At 68.4% G+C, this 17,004-nt stretch carries 14 protein-coding genes and 1 pseudogene; 6 read left to right on the top strand and 9 right to left on the bottom strand.

Annotated features, from left to right (window positions below; translation table 11 throughout):
* Positions 1 to 264 precede the first annotated feature (264 nt).
* The 5 genes from ROV93_RS09085 to ROV93_RS09065 form a co-directional block, all read right to left on the bottom strand.
* Positions 265 to 669 (bottom strand): VOC family protein, encoded by a 405-nt coding sequence (locus tag ROV93_RS09085; protein WP_072169114.1) that lies wholly within the window; start codon positions 667 to 669, stop codon positions 265 to 267.
* Complete coding sequence (locus tag ROV93_RS09080; protein ID WP_072169115.1) at positions 666 to 1,736, bottom strand: serine hydrolase domain-containing protein; 1,071 nt, start codon at positions 1,734 to 1,736, stop codon at positions 666 to 668. The genes ROV93_RS09085 and ROV93_RS09080 overlap by 4 nt, the downstream gene beginning before the upstream one ends.
* A gap of 16 nt (positions 1,737 to 1,752) precedes the next feature.
* Complete coding sequence (locus ROV93_RS09075) at positions 1,753 to 3,693, bottom strand: DUF885 family protein (protein WP_312539386.1); 1,941 nt, start codon at positions 3,691 to 3,693, stop codon at positions 1,753 to 1,755.
* A 94-nt stretch (positions 3,694 to 3,787) separates the two neighbouring features.
* A complete protein-coding gene (locus ROV93_RS09070) occupies positions 3,788 to 4,576 on the bottom strand; it encodes a queuosine precursor transporter (protein WP_065185485.1) in 789 nt (262 codons plus the stop codon).
* Positions 4,573 to 5,256 (bottom strand): DUF502 domain-containing protein, encoded by a 684-nt coding sequence (locus tag ROV93_RS09065; protein ID WP_072168540.1) that lies wholly within the window; start codon positions 5,254 to 5,256, stop codon positions 4,573 to 4,575. The genes ROV93_RS09070 and ROV93_RS09065 overlap by 4 nt, the downstream gene beginning before the upstream one ends.
* Before the next feature lie 76 nt (positions 5,257 to 5,332).
* Between ROV93_RS09065 and ROV93_RS09060 the strand changes: the two genes are divergently transcribed.
* Positions 5,333 to 6,664, top strand: a complete 1,332-nt coding sequence (locus tag ROV93_RS09060; RefSeq protein WP_312539382.1) for a hypothetical protein — start codon at positions 5,333 to 5,335, stop codon at positions 6,662 to 6,664.
* A gap of 127 nt (positions 6,665 to 6,791) precedes the next feature.
* Here the strand turns inward: ROV93_RS09060 and ROV93_RS09055 are convergent, their stop codons facing one another.
* The 4 genes from ROV93_RS09055 to trxA form a co-directional block, all read right to left on the bottom strand.
* Positions 6,792 to 7,244 carry a DUF4442 domain-containing protein gene (locus tag ROV93_RS09055; protein ID WP_072168538.1) on the bottom strand — a complete coding sequence of 151 codons (453 nt, stop codon included), beginning with the start codon at positions 7,242 to 7,244 and terminating at the stop codon, positions 6,792 to 6,794.
* 98 nt (positions 7,245 to 7,342) lie between these two features.
* The gene (locus tag ROV93_RS09050; RefSeq protein ID WP_312539377.1) at positions 7,343 to 8,965 is read right to left on the bottom strand and encodes a CHASE2 domain-containing protein; all 1,623 of its coding nucleotides are present in this window, start codon (positions 8,963 to 8,965) and stop codon (positions 7,343 to 7,345) included.
* A complete protein-coding gene (locus ROV93_RS09045) occupies positions 8,962 to 10,662 on the bottom strand; it encodes a FecR domain-containing protein (RefSeq protein ID WP_072168537.1) in 1,701 nt (566 codons plus the stop codon). The genes ROV93_RS09050 and ROV93_RS09045 overlap by 4 nt, the downstream gene beginning before the upstream one ends.
* Before the next feature lie 107 nt (positions 10,663 to 10,769).
* Positions 10,770 to 11,627: a thioredoxin gene (gene trxA, locus ROV93_RS09040; RefSeq protein ID WP_069139614.1), complete on the bottom strand. Its 858-nt coding sequence runs from the start codon at positions 11,625 to 11,627 to the stop codon at positions 10,770 to 10,772.
* Positions 11,628 to 11,676: 49 nt separating this feature from the next.
* On the opposite strand from trxA, the gene ROV93_RS09035 reads away from it, so the two are divergent.
* From ROV93_RS09035 to holA, 5 genes and pseudogenes are all read left to right on the top strand, one after another.
* Complete coding sequence (locus ROV93_RS09035; protein ID WP_141653594.1) at positions 11,677 to 11,856, top strand: hypothetical protein; 180 nt, start codon at positions 11,677 to 11,679, stop codon at positions 11,854 to 11,856.
* 28 nt (positions 11,857 to 11,884) lie between these two features.
* Complete coding sequence (locus ROV93_RS09030; protein ID WP_072168536.1) at positions 11,885 to 12,484, top strand: DUF998 domain-containing protein; 600 nt, start codon at positions 11,885 to 11,887, stop codon at positions 12,482 to 12,484.
* Positions 12,485 to 12,589: 105 nt separating this feature from the next.
* Complete coding sequence (gene leuS, locus ROV93_RS09025) at positions 12,590 to 15,232, top strand: leucine--tRNA ligase (protein ID WP_072168545.1); 2,643 nt, start codon at positions 12,590 to 12,592, stop codon at positions 15,230 to 15,232.
* 137 nt (positions 15,233 to 15,369) lie between these two features.
* A pseudogene (gene lptE, locus ROV93_RS09020) lies at positions 15,370 to 15,876 on the top strand (LPS assembly lipoprotein LptE); the annotation flags it as partial.
* Positions 15,877 to 15,966: 90 nt separating this feature from the next.
* On the top strand, positions 15,967 to 17,004 hold the full coding sequence (gene holA, locus ROV93_RS09015) for a DNA polymerase III subunit delta (RefSeq protein WP_072168535.1): 1,038 nt from the start codon (positions 15,967 to 15,969) through the stop codon (positions 17,002 to 17,004).

The following is a 17,004-nucleotide window of genomic DNA, read 5'->3' as shown; positions in this document are numbered from 1 at the left end:
CCCAAGGGTGAGGGCGCTTTGCTTGCGAAGCACTGCTTCGCAAGCGCCCGAACGCCCAGCCGCCAGCGGCTGGGCCGGACCGCGGAGCGGAGTTTACGGCGTGTCCTGCCCACCCACACCGCCCCACCTCTGACAAATTCCTTCGGCTGTTGGTAGGTGTCGACCTTGGTCGACACGGTAGATCCACGCGTGGATGACGTTTCCGGTGGCGGCGATGGGGTCAGATCCCTTTTCCGTCGGAAAAGGGATCTGACCCCAGGGCCGTCAACCGACTTCGTACAGTTCCAGCGGCAGGCCGTCGGGGTCGGCGAAGAAGGTGAAGCGGCGGCCGGTGTATTCGTCCACGCGGATCGGTTCGCAGTCCACGCCGTGGCTGGCCAGGCGTTCGATGAACGGCTCCAGCGCAGCGACCCGGAACGCGAGGTGGCGCAGGCCCTGGGCCTCCGGGCGGCTGGGGCGGGGCGGTGGCGAGGGGAACGAGAACAGTTCCAGCTGTCCGCCGTCGGGCAGGGCTAGGTCCAGTTTCCAGGAATCGCGCGCAGCGCGGTGGTTCTCGGCCAGTACGCGCAGGCCGAGGATACGGACGTAGAAGTCTTTTGAACGCGCGTAATCGCTGCAGATCAGTGCCGCATGGTGGATGCCCAGCAGGGCGTCGGAACCAGTGTTCATTGCAGGGTGTCCAGCCAGCGCTGGGCGATCTTCAGTGCCAGCGGATAAGGTTCGGGGGCGTTGCGGTTGGTCAGCACGATCACGGTCAGGTGCTTTTCCGGGTGTCGCACGACCACATTGCGGAAGCCGATGCTTTCGCCACTGTGCCATTGCACCGGGCCGTTCAGGCGCCAGCCGAAGCCGTAGTGCGGCACATCCGGTTCGGATGTCGATGTGGCCGGGCTGAACATCGCGCGGCGCGAGGCCTTCGACAGCAGGCGGTCGTCGTACAGCGCCGCATCCCAGCGGGCGAGGTCGTCCAGCGAGGAGTAGATCCCGCCATCGCCGAGCACGGCACTGGTGGCGCTCTGGTCGGTGCGCTGCCAGCGGCCATCGATCCAGCTGTAGCCATAGGCGCGTGCGGCGATGGTATCCATGCCGTCCTGATGGGCCACAGTGTGGGCCATGCCTAGCGGGCGGAAGATGCGCTGTTGCAGGAAGGCTGCGAAATCCAGGCCGGAGGCGCGGCCGACGATCAGTGCCAGCAGCGCATAGCCGCTGTTGCTGTAGTGGTACTGCGTGCCCGGCGCGAAGTTCAGCCGGTCCTGGCGTGACAGCAGGGTCAGCACATCGGCGTCATGCACCTGCCGAGTGTCAGCCGGATCCATCAGGTCTTCGTAGTCGAGCAGGCCGCCGGTGTGCGAGAGCAGCTGGCGGATCGTGATGGCCGCGGCAGCCGGTGGCAGTTCGGGCAGCCACTGCCGGGCGGGTTGATCCAGCCCAAGCCGGCCATCCTCCACCAGCAGCAGCACCGCCGCAGCGGTGAACTGCTTGCTGACCGAGGCCAGCCGGAAGTTGCTGGCCGGGGTGACCGCAGTGCCGTCCTCCACCACCGCCAGGCCGTAGCCACGGCGGAACACCGCTTGCCCGTCGTGCAGCACCAGGACTGCAGCACCGGGTACCTGGCCGTCGTAGGCCTGCATCAGCCCGTCGATGCCCGCATCCGGTGGCGTCAGCACCGGTGCGGCGATACCCGTTGAAGGCAGCAGGCCCAGCACGACGGCGAACAGGGCGACGGCAGGGCGCATGGTGGCTCCGGAGGGGTCAAGGAGAAGGCGTGGGCGTAGTGCTGGCCGGCTGAACCATCCAGCGTTCCATCTTGCGGTCAAGCACGTCCAGCGGCATCGAGCCGTCCTTCAGCAGTTCGGCGTGGAAGCGGCGCAGGTCGAAGGCGGCGCCCTGGCGTGCCTTGGCCTTGTCGCGCAGGGCAACGATGGTGGTCAGGCCGGCGACATTCGACAGCGCCTGGCCGGGCTGGGCCATGATCCGCTCGACTTCGGCGTTGGCATCGTCGCTGCTCATGTCCACGGTCTTCTGCAGGTAGGTGACAGCCTGCTGCTTGCTCCAGCCCTGGGCGTTCACGCCGGTGTCGGCCACCACGCGGGCGGCGCGCAGCAGGCGCGAGTACAGGTAGCCGATGCGGTCGTAGGGATCGGTGTAGATGCCCAGATCCTCGCCCAGCGTTTCTGCGTACAGGCCCCAGCCTTCGACGAAGGCGAGATCGCCACCGAGGCGGCGGAAGCGTGGCAGCTTGGCCAGCTCCTGCTGCAGGCCCAGCTGCACGTGGTGGCCCGGGATCGCTTCATGCAGGTACTGCACCGGCACGTTCCAGCGCTTGCGGCTGGGCAGGTCGCGGGTATTGATGTACAGCACGCCCGGTTGACCGGCCGCCGACGGCTGATAGGCGGCAGCGGCGGCGGTCAGTGCACGTTCCGGTTCCACCGCACGGACTTCCAGCGGTGCCTGCGGCAAGGTATCCAGCACCTGCGGCAGGCGTGCGCTGACCTGCTGCTGCACCTGGCGGTAGCGGTTGATCAGCGCGTTGGCGTCGCCGTACTGGAACTGGCGGTCGTTGCGCATGCTGCGCAGCAGCTTGGTGGGAGAGCCGCGCAGCTTGGCGTCCTTCATCACCGTGGCGATCTGCGCCTGCAGTTCCTGCACGCGCTGTTCGCCCAGCGCATGCAGTTGTGCGGCGGTCTGGTCGCTGGCGGTGGTCTGCACGATCAGGTTGGCGTACCAGGCCTGGCCATCGGGCAATGCGCCCAGGCCGCTGCTGGTGCGTGTGGCCGGCAGGTATTCGGTGGCGATGAAGCCGCGCAGGGCACGGTAGGCCGGCATGATGCGCAGCTCGATCATGCGCTTGTATTCGGCGCTGATGCGCGCCTTGTCCTCAGCCGGGATGGTGTTCGGCATGGTGCGGATCGGCGACCAGAAAATGCTTTCCTCGGCGGTGGGCTTGATCACCGCATCCAGCTGCGGCAGCACTTTTTCCATCAGGTCGCGTGGTTGCACCACGCCGGCCTTCATGCCCTGGCGCATGTTGTCGATGGCCTGGTCGAACAGCTCGGGAATGCCCAGCGAACGGCGTGACCAGGTGTCGTAGTCCTGCACGGTGTTGAATGGCTGTGCGCCCGCACCGGAGCCGAGGATCGCCATGATGCTGCCGATGTTGTAGTACTGGCTGATCGGCATCATCCAGCTCGGGTAGCGCTCGGCGGCCAGTGATGCGCGCGCGTCGCGCACGAAGATCTCGTAGCTGAGCAGGTCCTGGCCCTGCAGGCCGTCACTGCCGAGCTTCTCGACCTTGCCCAGCCATTGCGTGGTGAAGTCGTGCGACTGCTGGCGCCAGGCGGCGGACAGGATGTTGGGCAGCTGGTCGTTGTAGCGGGCCTCGCCCTGGAAGGTGGCCTGCAGCGGGTTCAACCGCATCGAGGCATCCCAGTACTCGTCGTACAGGCGCTCCAGCTGCACCTGCTTGGGTACGGCCCGGGCCGGGGCGACCGGGCGCGGCGCGGCGCGGCGCGCCGAGCTGCCACGCGCCGGCGCGGTGGCGCGGGCGGGCCTGGCCTTGGGCTTGGCAGCCTGGCGGGTCTGCGCGGCGGCAGGGCGGCTGGCCTTTTTCTTCGCTGCTTCGGCCGACGGTACGGCACTGAACAGGAACAACGCGGCAATGGCGGCGGCCAGGGCGCGGGTGCGATGCGGCATCAGGAGCTTCCGTGGAACACAGACCGTGGAGCTTGCACGATCCGGCCGCGTACGGCCAGCGTGAAGGCGCAGTCAGCTTGCCGTCGCTGGGGCTTCAGTCAGCCGCGGCGGCGGCGCGCAGCGCGGCGGCCCTGTCTGCGCCCAGGTAGCGGGTGATCGCACGCCGCATCAGGTACAGCAGTGGAATCAAGGCAATCGCAAAGCCCATCTTGTAGATGTAGTTGACGCTGCTGACGGCCAGGAACAGTGAGGTCGGCCAGTGCTGCGGGCCGAGCACGAAGGCGATCCAGATCACTACAAAGCTGTCCACCACCTGGGAGATCGCGGTGGATCCGGTCGCACGCAGCCACACGTGGCGCTCGCCGGTGGCCTGGCGGATGCGGTGGAACACGGCCACGTCGATCAGCTGGCCGAGCAGGAAGGCCACCAGCGAACCGGCGATGGTCCACATGCCCTGGCCGAACACCGCTGCGAATGCCGCCTGGTAGTCCGGCACGCCGTGGCCGTCCATCGAGGTGACCCACCAGCTGGCCGGCGCCAGCGAGATCGCTGCGAAGGCGAACAGGAAGCCATAGGCGATCAGCACCACGGCCAACCACGAGATGAAGCGCACGCCGCGCTTGCCGAAAAACTCGTTGATCGTGTCGGTCATGATGAACACCACCGGCCACAGCAGGGTACCGGCGGTGAAGCTGAGCGAACCGGTCTGGCCAAACAGGTTCCAGTTCAGCGGATCGATGCCGAGGGTGTCTTCCAGCGCGAAGATCTTCACCCCGATCAGTTCGGCCAGCACGGCGTTGCCGCAGAAGAACGCGGCCAGCACGATGAACAGCAGGACCGCGCGGTCCTGCAGCGGGCGCTCGATTGGCGCCGCGGTGGTCATTCGCTGCGTTCGCCTGCGCGCGTGAACGGAACGCTGGACGGTGCGACGGCACCGCCGGAAATGATGAAGCTCATGGCCTGGTCGACGGTCCAGTCGGTCGGGGTCAGCAGCTCCACCGGCACGATCTCCAGGTAACCCGAGGTCGGGTTCGGCGTGGTTGGCACGTACACCGCGGCCAGTTCACGGTCGGTGCCCTGTTCCTTGATCACGCGGGTGACCAGCCCGACCGACTTCATGTCGCGGTGCGGGAAATCGATCAGCACCACGCGCTGGGTGCTGCCCGGCTCGGTCTGCAGCATGTCCAGCAGCTTCTTGGCGCTGTCGTAGATGATGCTGGCCAGCGGAATGCGCTTGATCACCGCGCCGACCCAGCGCAGCAGGCGCTGGCCGAGCACGCGGCGGCTGGCCACGCCCACCGCCAGGATCACCAGCAGGGTGGCGAGCAGGGCGATGGTGTTCTGGATCCACTCGGCACGGACCCAGCCGAGGTAATGCGGGAAGCTTGTCGCGATCTGCTCGGAAAGCGGCACCACCAATGGGCTGGAAATGCCCGAAAGGAGCACGAACACGAATTTGACCACGACCCAGGTCAGCCAGATCGGCAGCAGGGTCAGCAGGCCGGTCAGGAACAGGCGCTGCAGGGAGGGGCGGGGGACCAGGACGGGGGCTTCGAGCGACATGCGCGCATTGTAGCGGCCACAGCCGGTCGATTACGCTGGGGGATCGACTGCGGCAACGATGCATGGAAGGGAAGCAGTGTTGAAGATTCTGCGCGGACTGGGCTGGGCCCTGGCAGGACTGCTGGTGCTGGCCATCGTGGCGTGGTGTGCCTCGCGCATGTGGCCCGTGCCGGAATCACGGCTGCAGGCCCAGCAGCGGTTGCAGGCCCGCCTGCCCGCTGATGGCCGCAACGGCTTTGCGCTGCTGTGGACACTCGCGTTCGACGATCTCGACCCGGGGGGGGGGCGGGGGGGGGGGGGGCCGGGGGGGGCCGCCCGGGACGTACAGCGCTGGGAGGCGGATCCGCGCGGCAAGGGCGGCGCCCGTCCGCAGCTGGCAGAGGACCACGTCGAGCTGCAATCACGGCCTTCGGCCAGCTGCGGACCAACCGCCAGTGACTGCCTCGCCCAGGTGCGCGCGGACCCGCAGCGCTTCGTCGATGCCCACGCTGGCCACCAGCAGCTGCATGCGCGCCTGGACCAGCTGGCCGATGCGGATCACTTCGTGTCGCCGTTCCGGCCCAAAGGGGAAGGCATCCTCGTGCCGATGCCGACCTATGGTTTGGTGATCGACGCCACCAGCGCACGCGCGCTGGCCTATGTGCAGGGTGATATCGACGGTGCGCTGCGTGGCAGTTGCCGCGGGCTGCAGCTGGGCCGCCGGCTGGTGACGGGCGGCAGCTACCTGGTGGAGAGCATCATCGGTGCCAGCCTGGTGCAGGCCAATGCCCAGCTGCTGGCCGACATGCTGGTTGAACTGCCGGCCGACCAGCCGCTGCCTGCGGAATGCGAGCAGGCGATGAAGCCGATGCGGGCCGCCGAACAGAGCCTGTGCCGTGCGATGCAGGGCGAGTATGCGATGAGCAGGGCTGCGATCGAAACCTCGGCGCAGGAGTTCGGTGGTGTGCTGGTACTCGATCGCAGCAGCACCCTGGCGCGTGTGGCGGGCAACCTGGGCTGGGCCTGTGGCGCGGCGGCGATGACCGCGCTGGAGGCGGATCGCCCGCTGCCGGTGCCGGCACCGCCGCAGCATGACTTCGGCTGCCTGTCGAACATCATGGGGTGCGTGCTGGCCGATATCGCGGGCCCGGCCTATCCCGCCTATTCGTCACGGCCCCAGGATGCCGCCGCGATGGTGCGGCTGATCGGTGCGCAACGCTGGCTGCGACAGCAGGCCGAGGACCCTGTGGATGCGCTGAAGCGCTTGCCTGCCCAGTTCCGCTCGCAGGTGCGGGCACCGCAGTTGTCGGCCGATGGCCGCCGCCTGCAGGTAGCGCGGCGCTCAGCGCCGCGCAGCACCGACGAGAGCCCATGGTTGTCGGTACCGATGGTGGCGGGGGACGCCCCGGCCGCCGCCGCGCGCGACTGAGCAGCGGCGGCCAGTGCGCGCTGTCCCCGTCATCCTCGCGGCTGCCTTCGCTCCGCAGGTGCACACGCGCATACGGGCGCATCGGAGCCTCCCTGGCAGGGCAGCAGAGGACAGCGCCCGCGCCGGATCAGCGCGCGTGTGGCTTCAACCGCAGATAGACCTGCTTGCGCACCTGGGCGACCACCTCGCCGCTGTCGTCGACGACGTCGTTGCTGAACCAGCGCAGCACCTTCTCGCCGCCCGCTGCTTCGGCACGCAGTTCGGCCAGCAGCGCATCGTCGATGCGGAACGAGGTGCGCACCGTGCCCCGGCCAGGCTTGAGGAAATCGATCGCACCGGCCCGGTCCCACACGTAGTAGTCACGGCCGAGGATGTGCAGCAGGCCCAGCATCCAGAACGGGTCGGTCATCGCGAACAGGCTGCCGCCGAAATGCGTGCCGACGTAGTTGCGGTTCCACGGGCGCAGCCGCAGCTCGACGTCGATCTGCCGATAATCGGGCGTGATGCGGGTGACATGGATGCCGGTGAACAGGAACGGTGGCCACAGGTTGATGCCGAAGCGGAACAGGCGGGCGTTCATGCGGGTCCGGGGGCGCGAGGCGAGGCGCCCAGTCTAACCATTCGCATGCGTATGTTGCACCCCGGGCGTGTGTCCTACGGCGGCGTGCATGTCCTGCCTCATGGGCCGTCGATCATGTACCCGTCGCGGCCGTTGGCCTTGGCCTGATAAAGGGCGGTGTCGGCGCCTTCCACGAAATGGTGGGGCTGCAGTTCGCCGTCGGGCACGCGGGTGAATACGCCGATGGTGAGCGTGACGGTATCGTCGCTGCCATCGCCCGGCGCCGGCAAGGCGCGCACGCAGGCAATCAGGTCCTCGATCACCTGGCGTGCGCCCTCGGCCGGTGTATCCGGCAGCACCAGCGCGAATTCGTCGCCACCGTAGCGTGCCGCCATGTCGCGCGGGCGGCGCGCATGGGCGCCGATCAGGCGGGCGACATCACGCAGCACGCGGTCGCCGACCTGGTGCCCGTGGCGATCGTTATGGCGCTTGAAGTGGTCGACGTCGATCAGCGCCAGGCTCAATGGCTTGCCGCTGCGCCGCGCTGCATCACATTCCTGCTGCAGCGACTGCTCGAAGCGGAGGCGGTTGCCCAGGCCGGTAAGGGCGTCGCGGTTGGCCTGGCGGTGCCAGGCCGAGATCCGCCACACCGCCCAGACCAGCAGTGCCAGCGTCACGCCCAGCATCGCGCTGGCCGGCGCCCACCACAGGTCACTCGTGCGCAGCAGCAGCCAGCTCAGCAGGGCAGGCATCGGCAACGAACACAGCGCGACCAGCCAGGGCAGGCGCAGGCCGAGCAGGATCACGCACAGCGCCACCAGCACACCGCTGGTGGCGTGCTGCCAGGCATGCGGTAGAACATCGATCTGCCTGTGCTGCAGCAGCATCGAGGTGATGTTGGCCTGGTACTCGCTGCCGCTCATCCAGAACTCGCGGGTGGTCGGGGTCAGCAGGCGGGGCGCGATGCCGCTGGCCGTCATGCCAACTACGATGCGGCGGCCATGCAGCATCGCCATGTCCACGTGGCCATCGAGAACGTCCGCATAGGACACCTGCGGCAGCCGCTCGGGGGGGCCGGCGTAGCGCACGCGAACGTAATCGTCGCGACGCCATTGATAGGGCGAGCCCAGTTCCGGGTCGGGATCGGGCAGGCCGCGTACGGCACCGGCAGGCAGGTCGGCCAGTGCCAGGCCCAGTGCCGGCCAGTGCGGCTGGCCGATACCTGCGTGCAGATAGACGCCACGGGCGACGCCGTCGCCATCCACCTCGACATCGGTGTGGCCGATGGCGGCAGCACTGGCAGCGATCTGTGGGATCGGCAGCATCTCCTCGGCCATGCGGTCGCCGGCCGCCGGTGCGGCCAGCACCGGCAGCACCACCCGGCCATTGCGTCGGATGGCGGCCGCCAGTTGATCATCCTGTCGGCTGTCACGGCGATCCGGTTCGGACAGCATCAGGTCCAGCGCGACGCGTTCGGCGCCGGCATCGGTCAGGCGGTCAAGCAGGCGTGCATGCACCGAGCGGGGCCAGGGCCACTGGCCGATGCGCTGCAGGCTGCCTTCGTCGATGGCGACGATCAGCACGCTGGGATCGGGGCGGTAATCCCAGTTGCCGACCAGCGCGTCATAGGCCGCCTCGTCCTGCCGCCACAGCCATTGTCCCTGGCTGGCCACGATGGTCAGCACGCCGGCCAGCAGGGCCAGCAGGATCCGCTTCGACCATGGCAGCGGCGAGCGCCTCACAACAACAACCAGAGCAGCAGGGCACCGCCACCCGCGCCGTAGCACAGGCGGCACGGCAGCGGGACCTGCTGGGCAGGCGAGAACGCGCTGGCGTGGCCGTCATCGTCGATGTACTGCACGCGTACATGCAGGGTGCCGCTCCAGGGGCGCTTGAAGCTCACCTGCGGCTGGTCCACGGTTTCGTCGACCAGCGGTGCCTTGAAGTCGCCGCGGCGATCCACCTGCACCCGGTAGCGCTGGCCGTCGCTGCCGGCCTGCCAGCGCAGCGTCAGCTCGCCGTGTGCGGCCTCGGGTGGTTGCAGGGCCGGGTCCACCGGTTCGTTGCTCAGCTGCAGCGGCAACGCCTGGCCATAGCGGCCCTGTCGGCCTTCGCCATCGCGCGAGGCCACGCGCCAGTAGTACTGGCCGGGCGGCAGCGGTTGCGCCAGGCGCAGGTCGGTCGCATGGGTGGCCTGCTCCTGCAGGGGCTGCAGGAAGCTGGGTTCGGTGGCGATCTGCAGGACGCTGCTGCGCGCACCGGGGGCCTGGCTCCAGCGGAAACGCGGGCGGTCGCTGTTGATCGTCTGCCCATGCAGCGGCGATACGGTCAGCGGCGGTGGTGGCTGGTCACCGAGCTCGAAATCGGCGCTGGCATCCAGGCCTTCGACCCCCTGGGCGTCGACCGCGCGCAACAGGATGCGCAGTTGGCCAGGCGGCAGATCGCCGATCGCCAGCCGGGTGTCGGCGGTGGTGGCGGCGAACAGCAGGATCTCCGGCGTTGCCGCCTGCACCACTTCCACCCGGTAATGATCGGCGCCATTGACCGGTTCCCAGGCAAGCACGGTCGGCAGCGGCGCCAGGCGCAGCGCGTCATTGCGCAGCGCCGGCGCCGGCAGCAGTGCGGAGACCGCAGCGGGCGCCGCATCGGCACTGCTGCTGCGGGTCGCCTGGCCCGGCCGGACCAGGCGCTGGCCATGGGAGTTGCCGACCTGCACCTTGCCCTGCAGGACCTCGGTGGCACCGACGTGCCCGTTATCCCCGGCGCTGACCCGGAACACCGTGCCGCGCACGCTGCTGGTCGCGGTGGGCGCATCGATGATGTAACGCGAGGCGGGGCCGCGCGCCGGCGTCACCCGGTTGCTGGCTCGCCCCTGCTGCAGGCGCAGTCGGGTGTCGACCATGCCGGTGTGGCCGTAACGGCTCAGCTGGTCCAGGCGCAGGCGCGAGTACTCGCGCAGCTGCAGGCGCGAGGCATCGGCGAATTCCAGGGTGATGCTGGAATCGCCTTCGGTCTCCACGGTGTCACCGATATGCAGCTGTTCGCCGGCCTGGAGCGCGCGGGTCGCCGTGCCATCGGCGCCTGCCAGCGCGACCTTGCCGCGCACGGACAGCACCCGGGCCGGCGCCGGTTCGGTGCGCAGCCAGCTGATCGGGAAGCGCAGCAGCTGGCCCGGCGGCAACTGGTAGGGGTTGTCGATGCGGTTGTGCTGCTGCAGCTGCTGCCAGCGTACCGAGGGCTTCAGGTAGAGCCCGCCCAGGTCCCACAGGGTATCGCCGGGCCGGACCCGGTAGTTCCAGTCCTGGGCGCCGGCAATGGCGGGCATCAGGAAGAGGGCGCAGAGCAGAGCGCCCGTTAAATGCATGGCGAACGACAGAGAGCGGACGACGGTCACAGTTTGCAATCCCGGCAATGCGGGGGTGCAGCTGCAAGACCCCATGGCCCCGACCTCATCCCCCCGAACGGATCGTGGCGACCGCGTGGCCACCAGCGCGGGCATTATTGCCCGCGTTCAGTGCAGGGATTCTGAACGGAGCGGGTTCCCGTTCAGAACAGCAGCGACGCCATCCTGCGGCGGTACTGGCCGACCAGATCCTCGTCGGAGATCACATTGAAGGCGTCGATCAGCGCCTTGCGCGGCAGGCCTTCCTCGAATCCGCGGTCGATCCGCAGCATTTCCAGGAACTGGGCCAGCGCGGCCTCGTCATGACCGCCGAGCAGCAGTTGCACGCCGCGCAGGTGGCGGGCCTTGAGGTCCTTGCCGTCAGCGGCGATGCGTGCGTCCAGTACCTCGGCGGCCGGTGCATCCTTCAGCGCGGCGGCGAAGGCCAGGCGGGCGCGGGCACGCACGGCGCGGTCGTCGGTGGCCAGGTTGGCAGGCAGGCCGTCGATCAGGGTGCCTGCCTCGTCCACGCCACCGATCTGCAGCAGGGCCAGGGCCAGGTCGAGCTTCAGTTCATCCTTGTCCGGCTCGGCGGCGATCTGCGCACGCAGCACATCGACCTGCGCCTGCGGATCCAGCGGGGTGTCATCTTCGGGGACAGCATCGCCCACATCGGCCGGTACGATGCCGTGCTGGGCCAGGAACTCACGCAGCTGGCCTTCCGGAATGGCGCCGGGGAAGCCGTCCACCAGCTGGCCGCCCTTGACCAGGAACACGGTCGGCACCGAGCGGATCTGGAAGGCCGCAGCGATCTGCTGTTCCTTGTCGACATCGACCTTGGCCAGCTCGAACGCACCGTTGTACTCGGCAGCCAGCTTTTCCAGCATCGGGCCGAGGGTCTTGCACGGCCCGCACCAGGTGGCCCAGAAGTCGACCAGCACCGGCGTCTGCAGCGACTTCTGCAGGACTTCGGCCTCGAAGGTCGCAGTGGTGGCGTCGAATACGTAGGTCGTCTCGGTCATGGGGAAAGCATCGCTTGGCATCTGGAGACCGATTCTATGGTGACGATCGATGTCCGTCTCAACCCTGCCATCACATCGCGCGCGACGGCCTCGGGGGCGTGGCACGCAGTACAGCTCGTGGATCACCCGCTTTCCGGAGCTGACCGGCGTAGTGGTCGCGGTGCGCCGGAAGCACCCGGCCTCGGTCGCGCGCTTGGCGCACCGCGTCGCTGCCGCGACAATGCGCTGATCCATTCTTTTCCGGGTGACTGCGCGCAATGTCCATGGTCCGGCTTGATCGTTGGTTGGGACTGCTTGCTGCAGTCGTGTTCGTCCTGGCTGTGTCTGGCTTCGGTGCCGGCCTGGAGGGTTATGCACAGGCGCGCCACCCGGTGGCGCTGCTGGGTGCGCGGGGTGTACCGCATGCGCTGGCCTTCAATCTGCTTGGATTTGTGCTGCCCGGCGTGCTCGCCGCGGTGGTGGCTGAGCGCCTGCGCCGCAGCCTGCCCGCCACTGCCGGCTGGGCATCGAGGGTCGGCAGCCAGATGCTGCTGCTGGCTGGCCTGGGCTTTGCCGCGATGGGCTTGCTGCCGCTGGACGTGGACGATCTGCATGGGCCGGCCAGCCAGCTGCATGCCAGTGCCTGGATGATTTGGGTGCTGGGCTTCGTCGCCGGAACCCTGTTGCTGGGCACGACACAGCTGCGTCAGGCGCATGGCCGCGCCCTGGGCGCCTTGGCCCTGGGCTGCGGCATGCTGGCTGCGGTGGCCGCGTTTGCCCTGCAGGGCGTCCTGCCGGCGCCGCTGGCACAACGGCTGGCGTTCGCCTGCTGGGTGGCCTGGCTGGCCACCGCACTGCCGCTGTCGCGCCAACGCTGAGACGGCTCCCGGGGCATCGCGGCGCCCACCCCCAGCAGGCAGGATTGGAGACGTTTGCCGCACTGCGGTACGCTGTACCGCTTTGCCGCCGCATCCGCGTGTTCCATGACCAGCGCTGAAACCAACGCCTACGACCCGCAGCAGGTTGAATCCGCCGCCCAGCAGTACTGGGACGCCACCCGTGCCTTCGAGGTCGACGAGACCTCGGACAAGCCGAAGTACTACTGCCTGTCGATGCTTCCGTACCCGTCCGGTGCGCTGCACATGGGCCACGTGCGCAATTACACGATTGGCGACGTGATCAGCCGCTACAAGCGCATGACCGGCCACAACGTGCTGCAGCCGATGGGCTGGGACGCGTTCGGCCTGCCGGCGGAAAACGCCGCGATCAAGAACAAGACCGCGCCGGCGGCGTGGACCTACAAGAACATCGACCACATGCGCAGCCAGCTGAAATCGCTGGGCTATGCCATCGACTGGTCGCGCGAGTTCGCCACCTGCCGTCCGGACTATTACGTCCACGAGCAGCGCATGTTCACCCGCCTGATGCGCAAGGGCCTGGCCTATCGCCGCAACGCGGTGGTGAACTGGGACCCGGTCGACCAGACCGTGCTGGCCAACGAGCAGGTCATCGACGGCCGCGGCTGGCGCTCCGGTGCGCTGGTGGAGAAGCGTGAGATCCCGCAGTGGTTCCTGCGCATCACCGACTACGCCCAGGAACTGCTGGATGGCCTGGACGAGCTGGACGGCTGGCCGGAATCGGTCAAGACCATGCAACGCAACTGGATCGGCCGCTCGGAGGGCCTGGAAATCCAGTTCGACGTGCGCGACGTCGATGGTGGCGTGCTGGATCCGCTGCGCGTGTTCACCACCCGCCCGGACACGGTGATGGGCGTGACCTTCGTGTCGATCGCCGCCGAACACCCACTGGCGCTGCACGCAGCGAAGAACAACCCGGAACTGGCCGCGATGCTGGCCGACCTGAAGCAGGGCGGTGTGTCCGAGGCCGAGCTGGAGACCCAGGAAAAGCGCGGCATGGACACCGGCCTGCGCGCGCTGCACCCGGTCACCGGCGAGCCGGTCCCGGTGTGGGTCGCCAATTTCGTGCTGATGGGCTACGGCACCGGTGCGGTGATGGCGGTGCCGGGCCATGACCAGCGCGACAATGAAGTGGCCAACAAGTACGGCCTGCCGATCAAGCAGGTCATCGCGCTGAAGGACCCGCGTACTGAAGAAGAACGCAACTGGGACGGCAGCCGCTGGCAGGACTGGTACAGCGACAAGAACCGTGCCTTCGAACTGGTCAACTCGGCCGAATTCGACGGCTTGGACTTCCAGGGCGCGTTCGAAGCGCTGGCCGAACGTTTCGAGCGCAAGGCCCAGGGCCAGCGCCGCGTCAACTACCGCCTGCGCGACTGGGGCGTGAGCCGCCAGCGCTACTGGGGTTGCCCGATTCCGGTGATCTACTGCGCCAAGTGCGGTGCGGTGCCGGTGCCGGAGGAGCAGCTGCCGGTGGTACTGCCGGAGGACGTGGCGTTCTCCGGGACCGGTTCGCCGATCAAGACCGACCCGGAATGGCGCAAGACCACCTGCCCGGAATGCGGTGGCGCCGCCGAGCGCGAGACCGACACCTTCGACACCTTCATGGAGTCGAGCTGGTACTACGCCCGCTACACCTCGCCGGGTGCCCGTGACGCCGTCGACAAGCGCGGCAACTACTGGCTGCCGGTCGACCAGTACATCGGTGGCATCGAGCACGCGATCCTGCACCTGATGTATTTCCGCTTCTATCACAAGCTGCTGCGCGACGCGCGGATGGTGGACAGCAACGAGCCGGCGCGCAACCTGCTGTGCCAGGGCATGGTGATCGCCGAGACCTACTACCGCCCGAATCCGGACGGTTCGAAGGACTGGATCAACCCGGCCGATGTGGAAGTGCAGCGTGACGAGCGCGGCCGCATCACCGGCGCCACCCTGATCGCCGACGGCCAGCCGGTGGTGGTCGGTGGCACCGAGAAGATGTCCAAGTCGAAGAACAACGGCGTGGACCCGCAGGCGATGGTCGGCAAGTACGGCGCCGACACCGTGCGCCTGTTCTCGATGTTCGCCGCGCCGCCGGAGCAGTCGCTGGAGTGGAACGAGGCCGGCGTGGACGGCATGGCGCGCTTCCTGCGCCGCCTGTGGGCCCAGGTGCAGAAGCATGCTGCCGACGGTGCCGCCCCGGCGCTGGACGTTGCAGCACTGGATGCCAACCAGAAGGCGCTGCGCCGCAAGACCCATGAAACCATCGGCAAGGTCGGTGACGACTACGGCCGCCGCCACAGCTTCAATACCGCCATCGCAGCGGTGATGGAGCTGATGAACGCGCTGGCCAGGTTCGAGGACGACAGCGAGCAGGGCCGCGCGGTGCGCCAGGAAGCGCTGCAGGCCGTCGTGCTGCTGCTGAACCCGATCACGCCGCATGCCAGCCACGCCCTCTGGCAGGTGCTTGGCCATGGCGAGACGCTGCTGGAAGACCAGCCGTTCCCGCAGGCCGACAGCAGTGCGCTGGTACGCGATGCGCTGACCCTGGCGGTGCAGGTCAACGGCAAGCTGCGCGGCACCATCGAGGTGGCGGCCGATGCCGCGCGCGAGCAGGTCGAGGCGCTGGCGCTGGCCGAGCCCAACGCGGCCAGGTTCATGGAAGGCCTGACGGTGCGCAAGATCATCATCGTCCCGGGCAAGATCGTGAACATCGTCGCCGCCTGATGTACCTCGCACCGGCCACCCGCGCGGTGGCCGGTGCCTTTCCAGAAGCAGGGCCGGGTGCTTGATGGCCCTGCATTCACGCGGCTTCGGGCACGCTGTGTGTTGCCGTGATCGCCCGGCTCCGCCAGACTGTCTCCATGACCCGAATCCTGCTTGCCCTCGTTCTTGTCCTCGGCCTTGCCGGCTGCGGCTTCCATCTGCGCAACAAGCTGATGCTGCCGACCGACACCGCCCCGGTGAAGGTGGTCTCCACCGCCCCGTACAGTGAACTGGTCAAGCTGCTCAATCGCAGCCTGCTGGCCTCCGGTGCCAGGCTGGCCGATGAGGACAGCAAGGAACCCAGTACCCAGCTGCAGGTGTTGTCCGAGCGCTGGGGTGACCTCCCGATCGCCATCGACTCGCAAGGTCGTGCGCAGGAGTACAGCCTGCGCTATGCGGTGATCTTCATCTTCCGCCGCGAGGATGGCAGCGAACTGGTGCCGCAGCAGGTGATCGAACTGTCGCGCGACTACGTGTCGCCGCCGACCGACGCCACCGGCACCACCACCGAACGCGAAATCCTGGCCACGGAGCTGCGCCGGGAAATGTCCGCCTCGATCATCCGCCGTATCGACAGCGTGGTCCGCGCCGAGATCGAGAAGGGGGGCAGCCTGTCCGCGCCGAAGGCCAAGCCGATCGAGGGCGCGGTGCCGGCAGAGCCGGCCGCCGCCGTCAAGCACTGAGCGGCAGCGACGATGGAACTGCGTCCGGAGCAGCTGGCCAGCCAGGGCGCTGACACGGCGTTGGCGCCGGTATACCTGATCGCAGGCCCGGAAACACTGCGCGTGCTGGAGGCCGCAGATGCCATCCGCGCGCGTGCGCGCGCCTCGGGCATCGGCGAACGCGAAGTGTTCGACGCCGACGGGCGTGATTTCGACTGGAACCAGCTTGACGCCAGTTTCAATGCGCCCAGCCTGTTCAGCGCCCGCCGCCTGGTCGAGGTGCGCCTGCCCAGCGGCAAGCCGGGCAAGGAGGGCGCCGAGGTGATCAGCCAGTTCTGCGCCAACCCGGCGCCGGACGTGGTGTTGATGATCACCGCCAATGAATGGAGCAAGGCCCACCAGGGCAAGTGGGCCGAGGCGGTCAACCGCATCGGCGTGCTGTCGGTGGCATGGGCGATCAAGCCGCATGAACTGCCGGACTGGATCGAGCGCCGCCTGCGCGGCAAGGGCCTGCGTGCCGACCCGGCTGCCGTGCAGCGCCTGGCCGAGCGGGTGGAGGGCAACCTGCTGGCCGCCGCCCAGGAAATCGACAAGCTGGCGCTGTTGGCCGACGGCCAGCCGTTGGATGTGGAACGGATGGAGTCGCTGGTGGCTGACGCTGCCCGCTACGACGTGTTCCGCTTGGTGGAGGCGACGTTCTCCGGCCAGCCGCCGGCGGTGCTGCGCATGCTGGCCGGCCTGCGCGGTGAAGGGGAGGCGGTGGCCGCATTGATGCCGATCGTGATCCGCGAGCTGCTGGCGGGCGCAGGCCTGGCCCGCGTGCAGGCGCGTGGTGGCAACCTGGCCGCTGAAATGAAATCGCGCGGCATCTGGGAATCGCGGCAGGCGCCTTACAAGCGCGCGCTGCAGCGGCACCCGGAAGGCAAGCGCTGGGAGCGCTTCGTGGCCGAGGCGGGGCTGGTCGACCGCATTGCCAAGGGGCGCGCTGACGGCGACGCCTGGCTGGCGCTGGAACGCCTGCTGGTGGCCGTGGCCGAGCCGCGTGCCGTGCGCCTGCTGGTGCGGGCCTGA

The organism is Stenotrophomonas maltophilia group sp. msm4, assembly GCF_032025605.1.
GTDB classification, from domain to species: domain Bacteria; phylum Pseudomonadota; class Gammaproteobacteria; order Xanthomonadales; family Xanthomonadaceae; genus Stenotrophomonas; species Stenotrophomonas sepilia.
Note: the sequence above shows the minus strand (reverse complement) of the source record. Positions and strands in the feature narration are given on the sequence as shown.

Bases quoted from the DNA above. Each gene is read 5' to 3' on its own strand.
- ROV93_RS09080 (WP_072169115.1), bottom strand. From the start codon at position 1,736: ATGCGCCCTGCCGTCGCCCTGTTCGCCGTCGTGCTGGGCCTGCTGCCT.
- trxA (WP_069139614.1), bottom strand. From the start codon at position 11,627: ATGACCGAGACGACCTACGTATTCGACGCCACCACTGCGACCTTCGAG.
- ROV93_RS09075 (WP_312539386.1), bottom strand. From the start codon at position 3,693: ATGCCGCATCGCACCCGCGCCCTGGCCGCCGCCATTGCCGCGTTGTTC.
- leuS (WP_072168545.1), top strand. From the start codon at position 12,590: ATGACCAGCGCTGAAACCAACGCCTACGACCCGCAGCAGGTTGAATCC.
- ROV93_RS09085 (WP_072169114.1), bottom strand. From the start codon at position 669: ATGAACACTGGTTCCGACGCCCTGCTGGGCATCCACCATGCGGCACTG.
- holA (WP_072168535.1), top strand. From the start codon at position 15,967: ATGGAACTGCGTCCGGAGCAGCTGGCCAGCCAGGGCGCTGACACGGCG.
- ROV93_RS09035 (WP_141653594.1), top strand. From the start codon at position 11,677: ATGTCCGTCTCAACCCTGCCATCACATCGCGCGCGACGGCCTCGGGGG.
- ROV93_RS09065 (WP_072168540.1), bottom strand. From the start codon at position 5,256: ATGTCGCTCGAAGCCCCCGTCCTGGTCCCCCGCCCCTCCCTGCAGCGC.
- ROV93_RS09045 (WP_072168537.1), bottom strand. From the start codon at position 10,662: ATGGGGTCTTGCAGCTGCACCCCCGCATTGCCGGGATTGCAAACTGTG.
- ROV93_RS09055 (WP_072168538.1), bottom strand. From the start codon at position 7,244: ATGAACGCCCGCCTGTTCCGCTTCGGCATCAACCTGTGGCCACCGTTC.
- ROV93_RS09070 (WP_065185485.1), bottom strand. From the start codon at position 4,576: ATGACCACCGCGGCGCCAATCGAGCGCCCGCTGCAGGACCGCGCGGTC.
- ROV93_RS09030 (WP_072168536.1), top strand. From the start codon at position 11,885: ATGTCCATGGTCCGGCTTGATCGTTGGTTGGGACTGCTTGCTGCAGTC.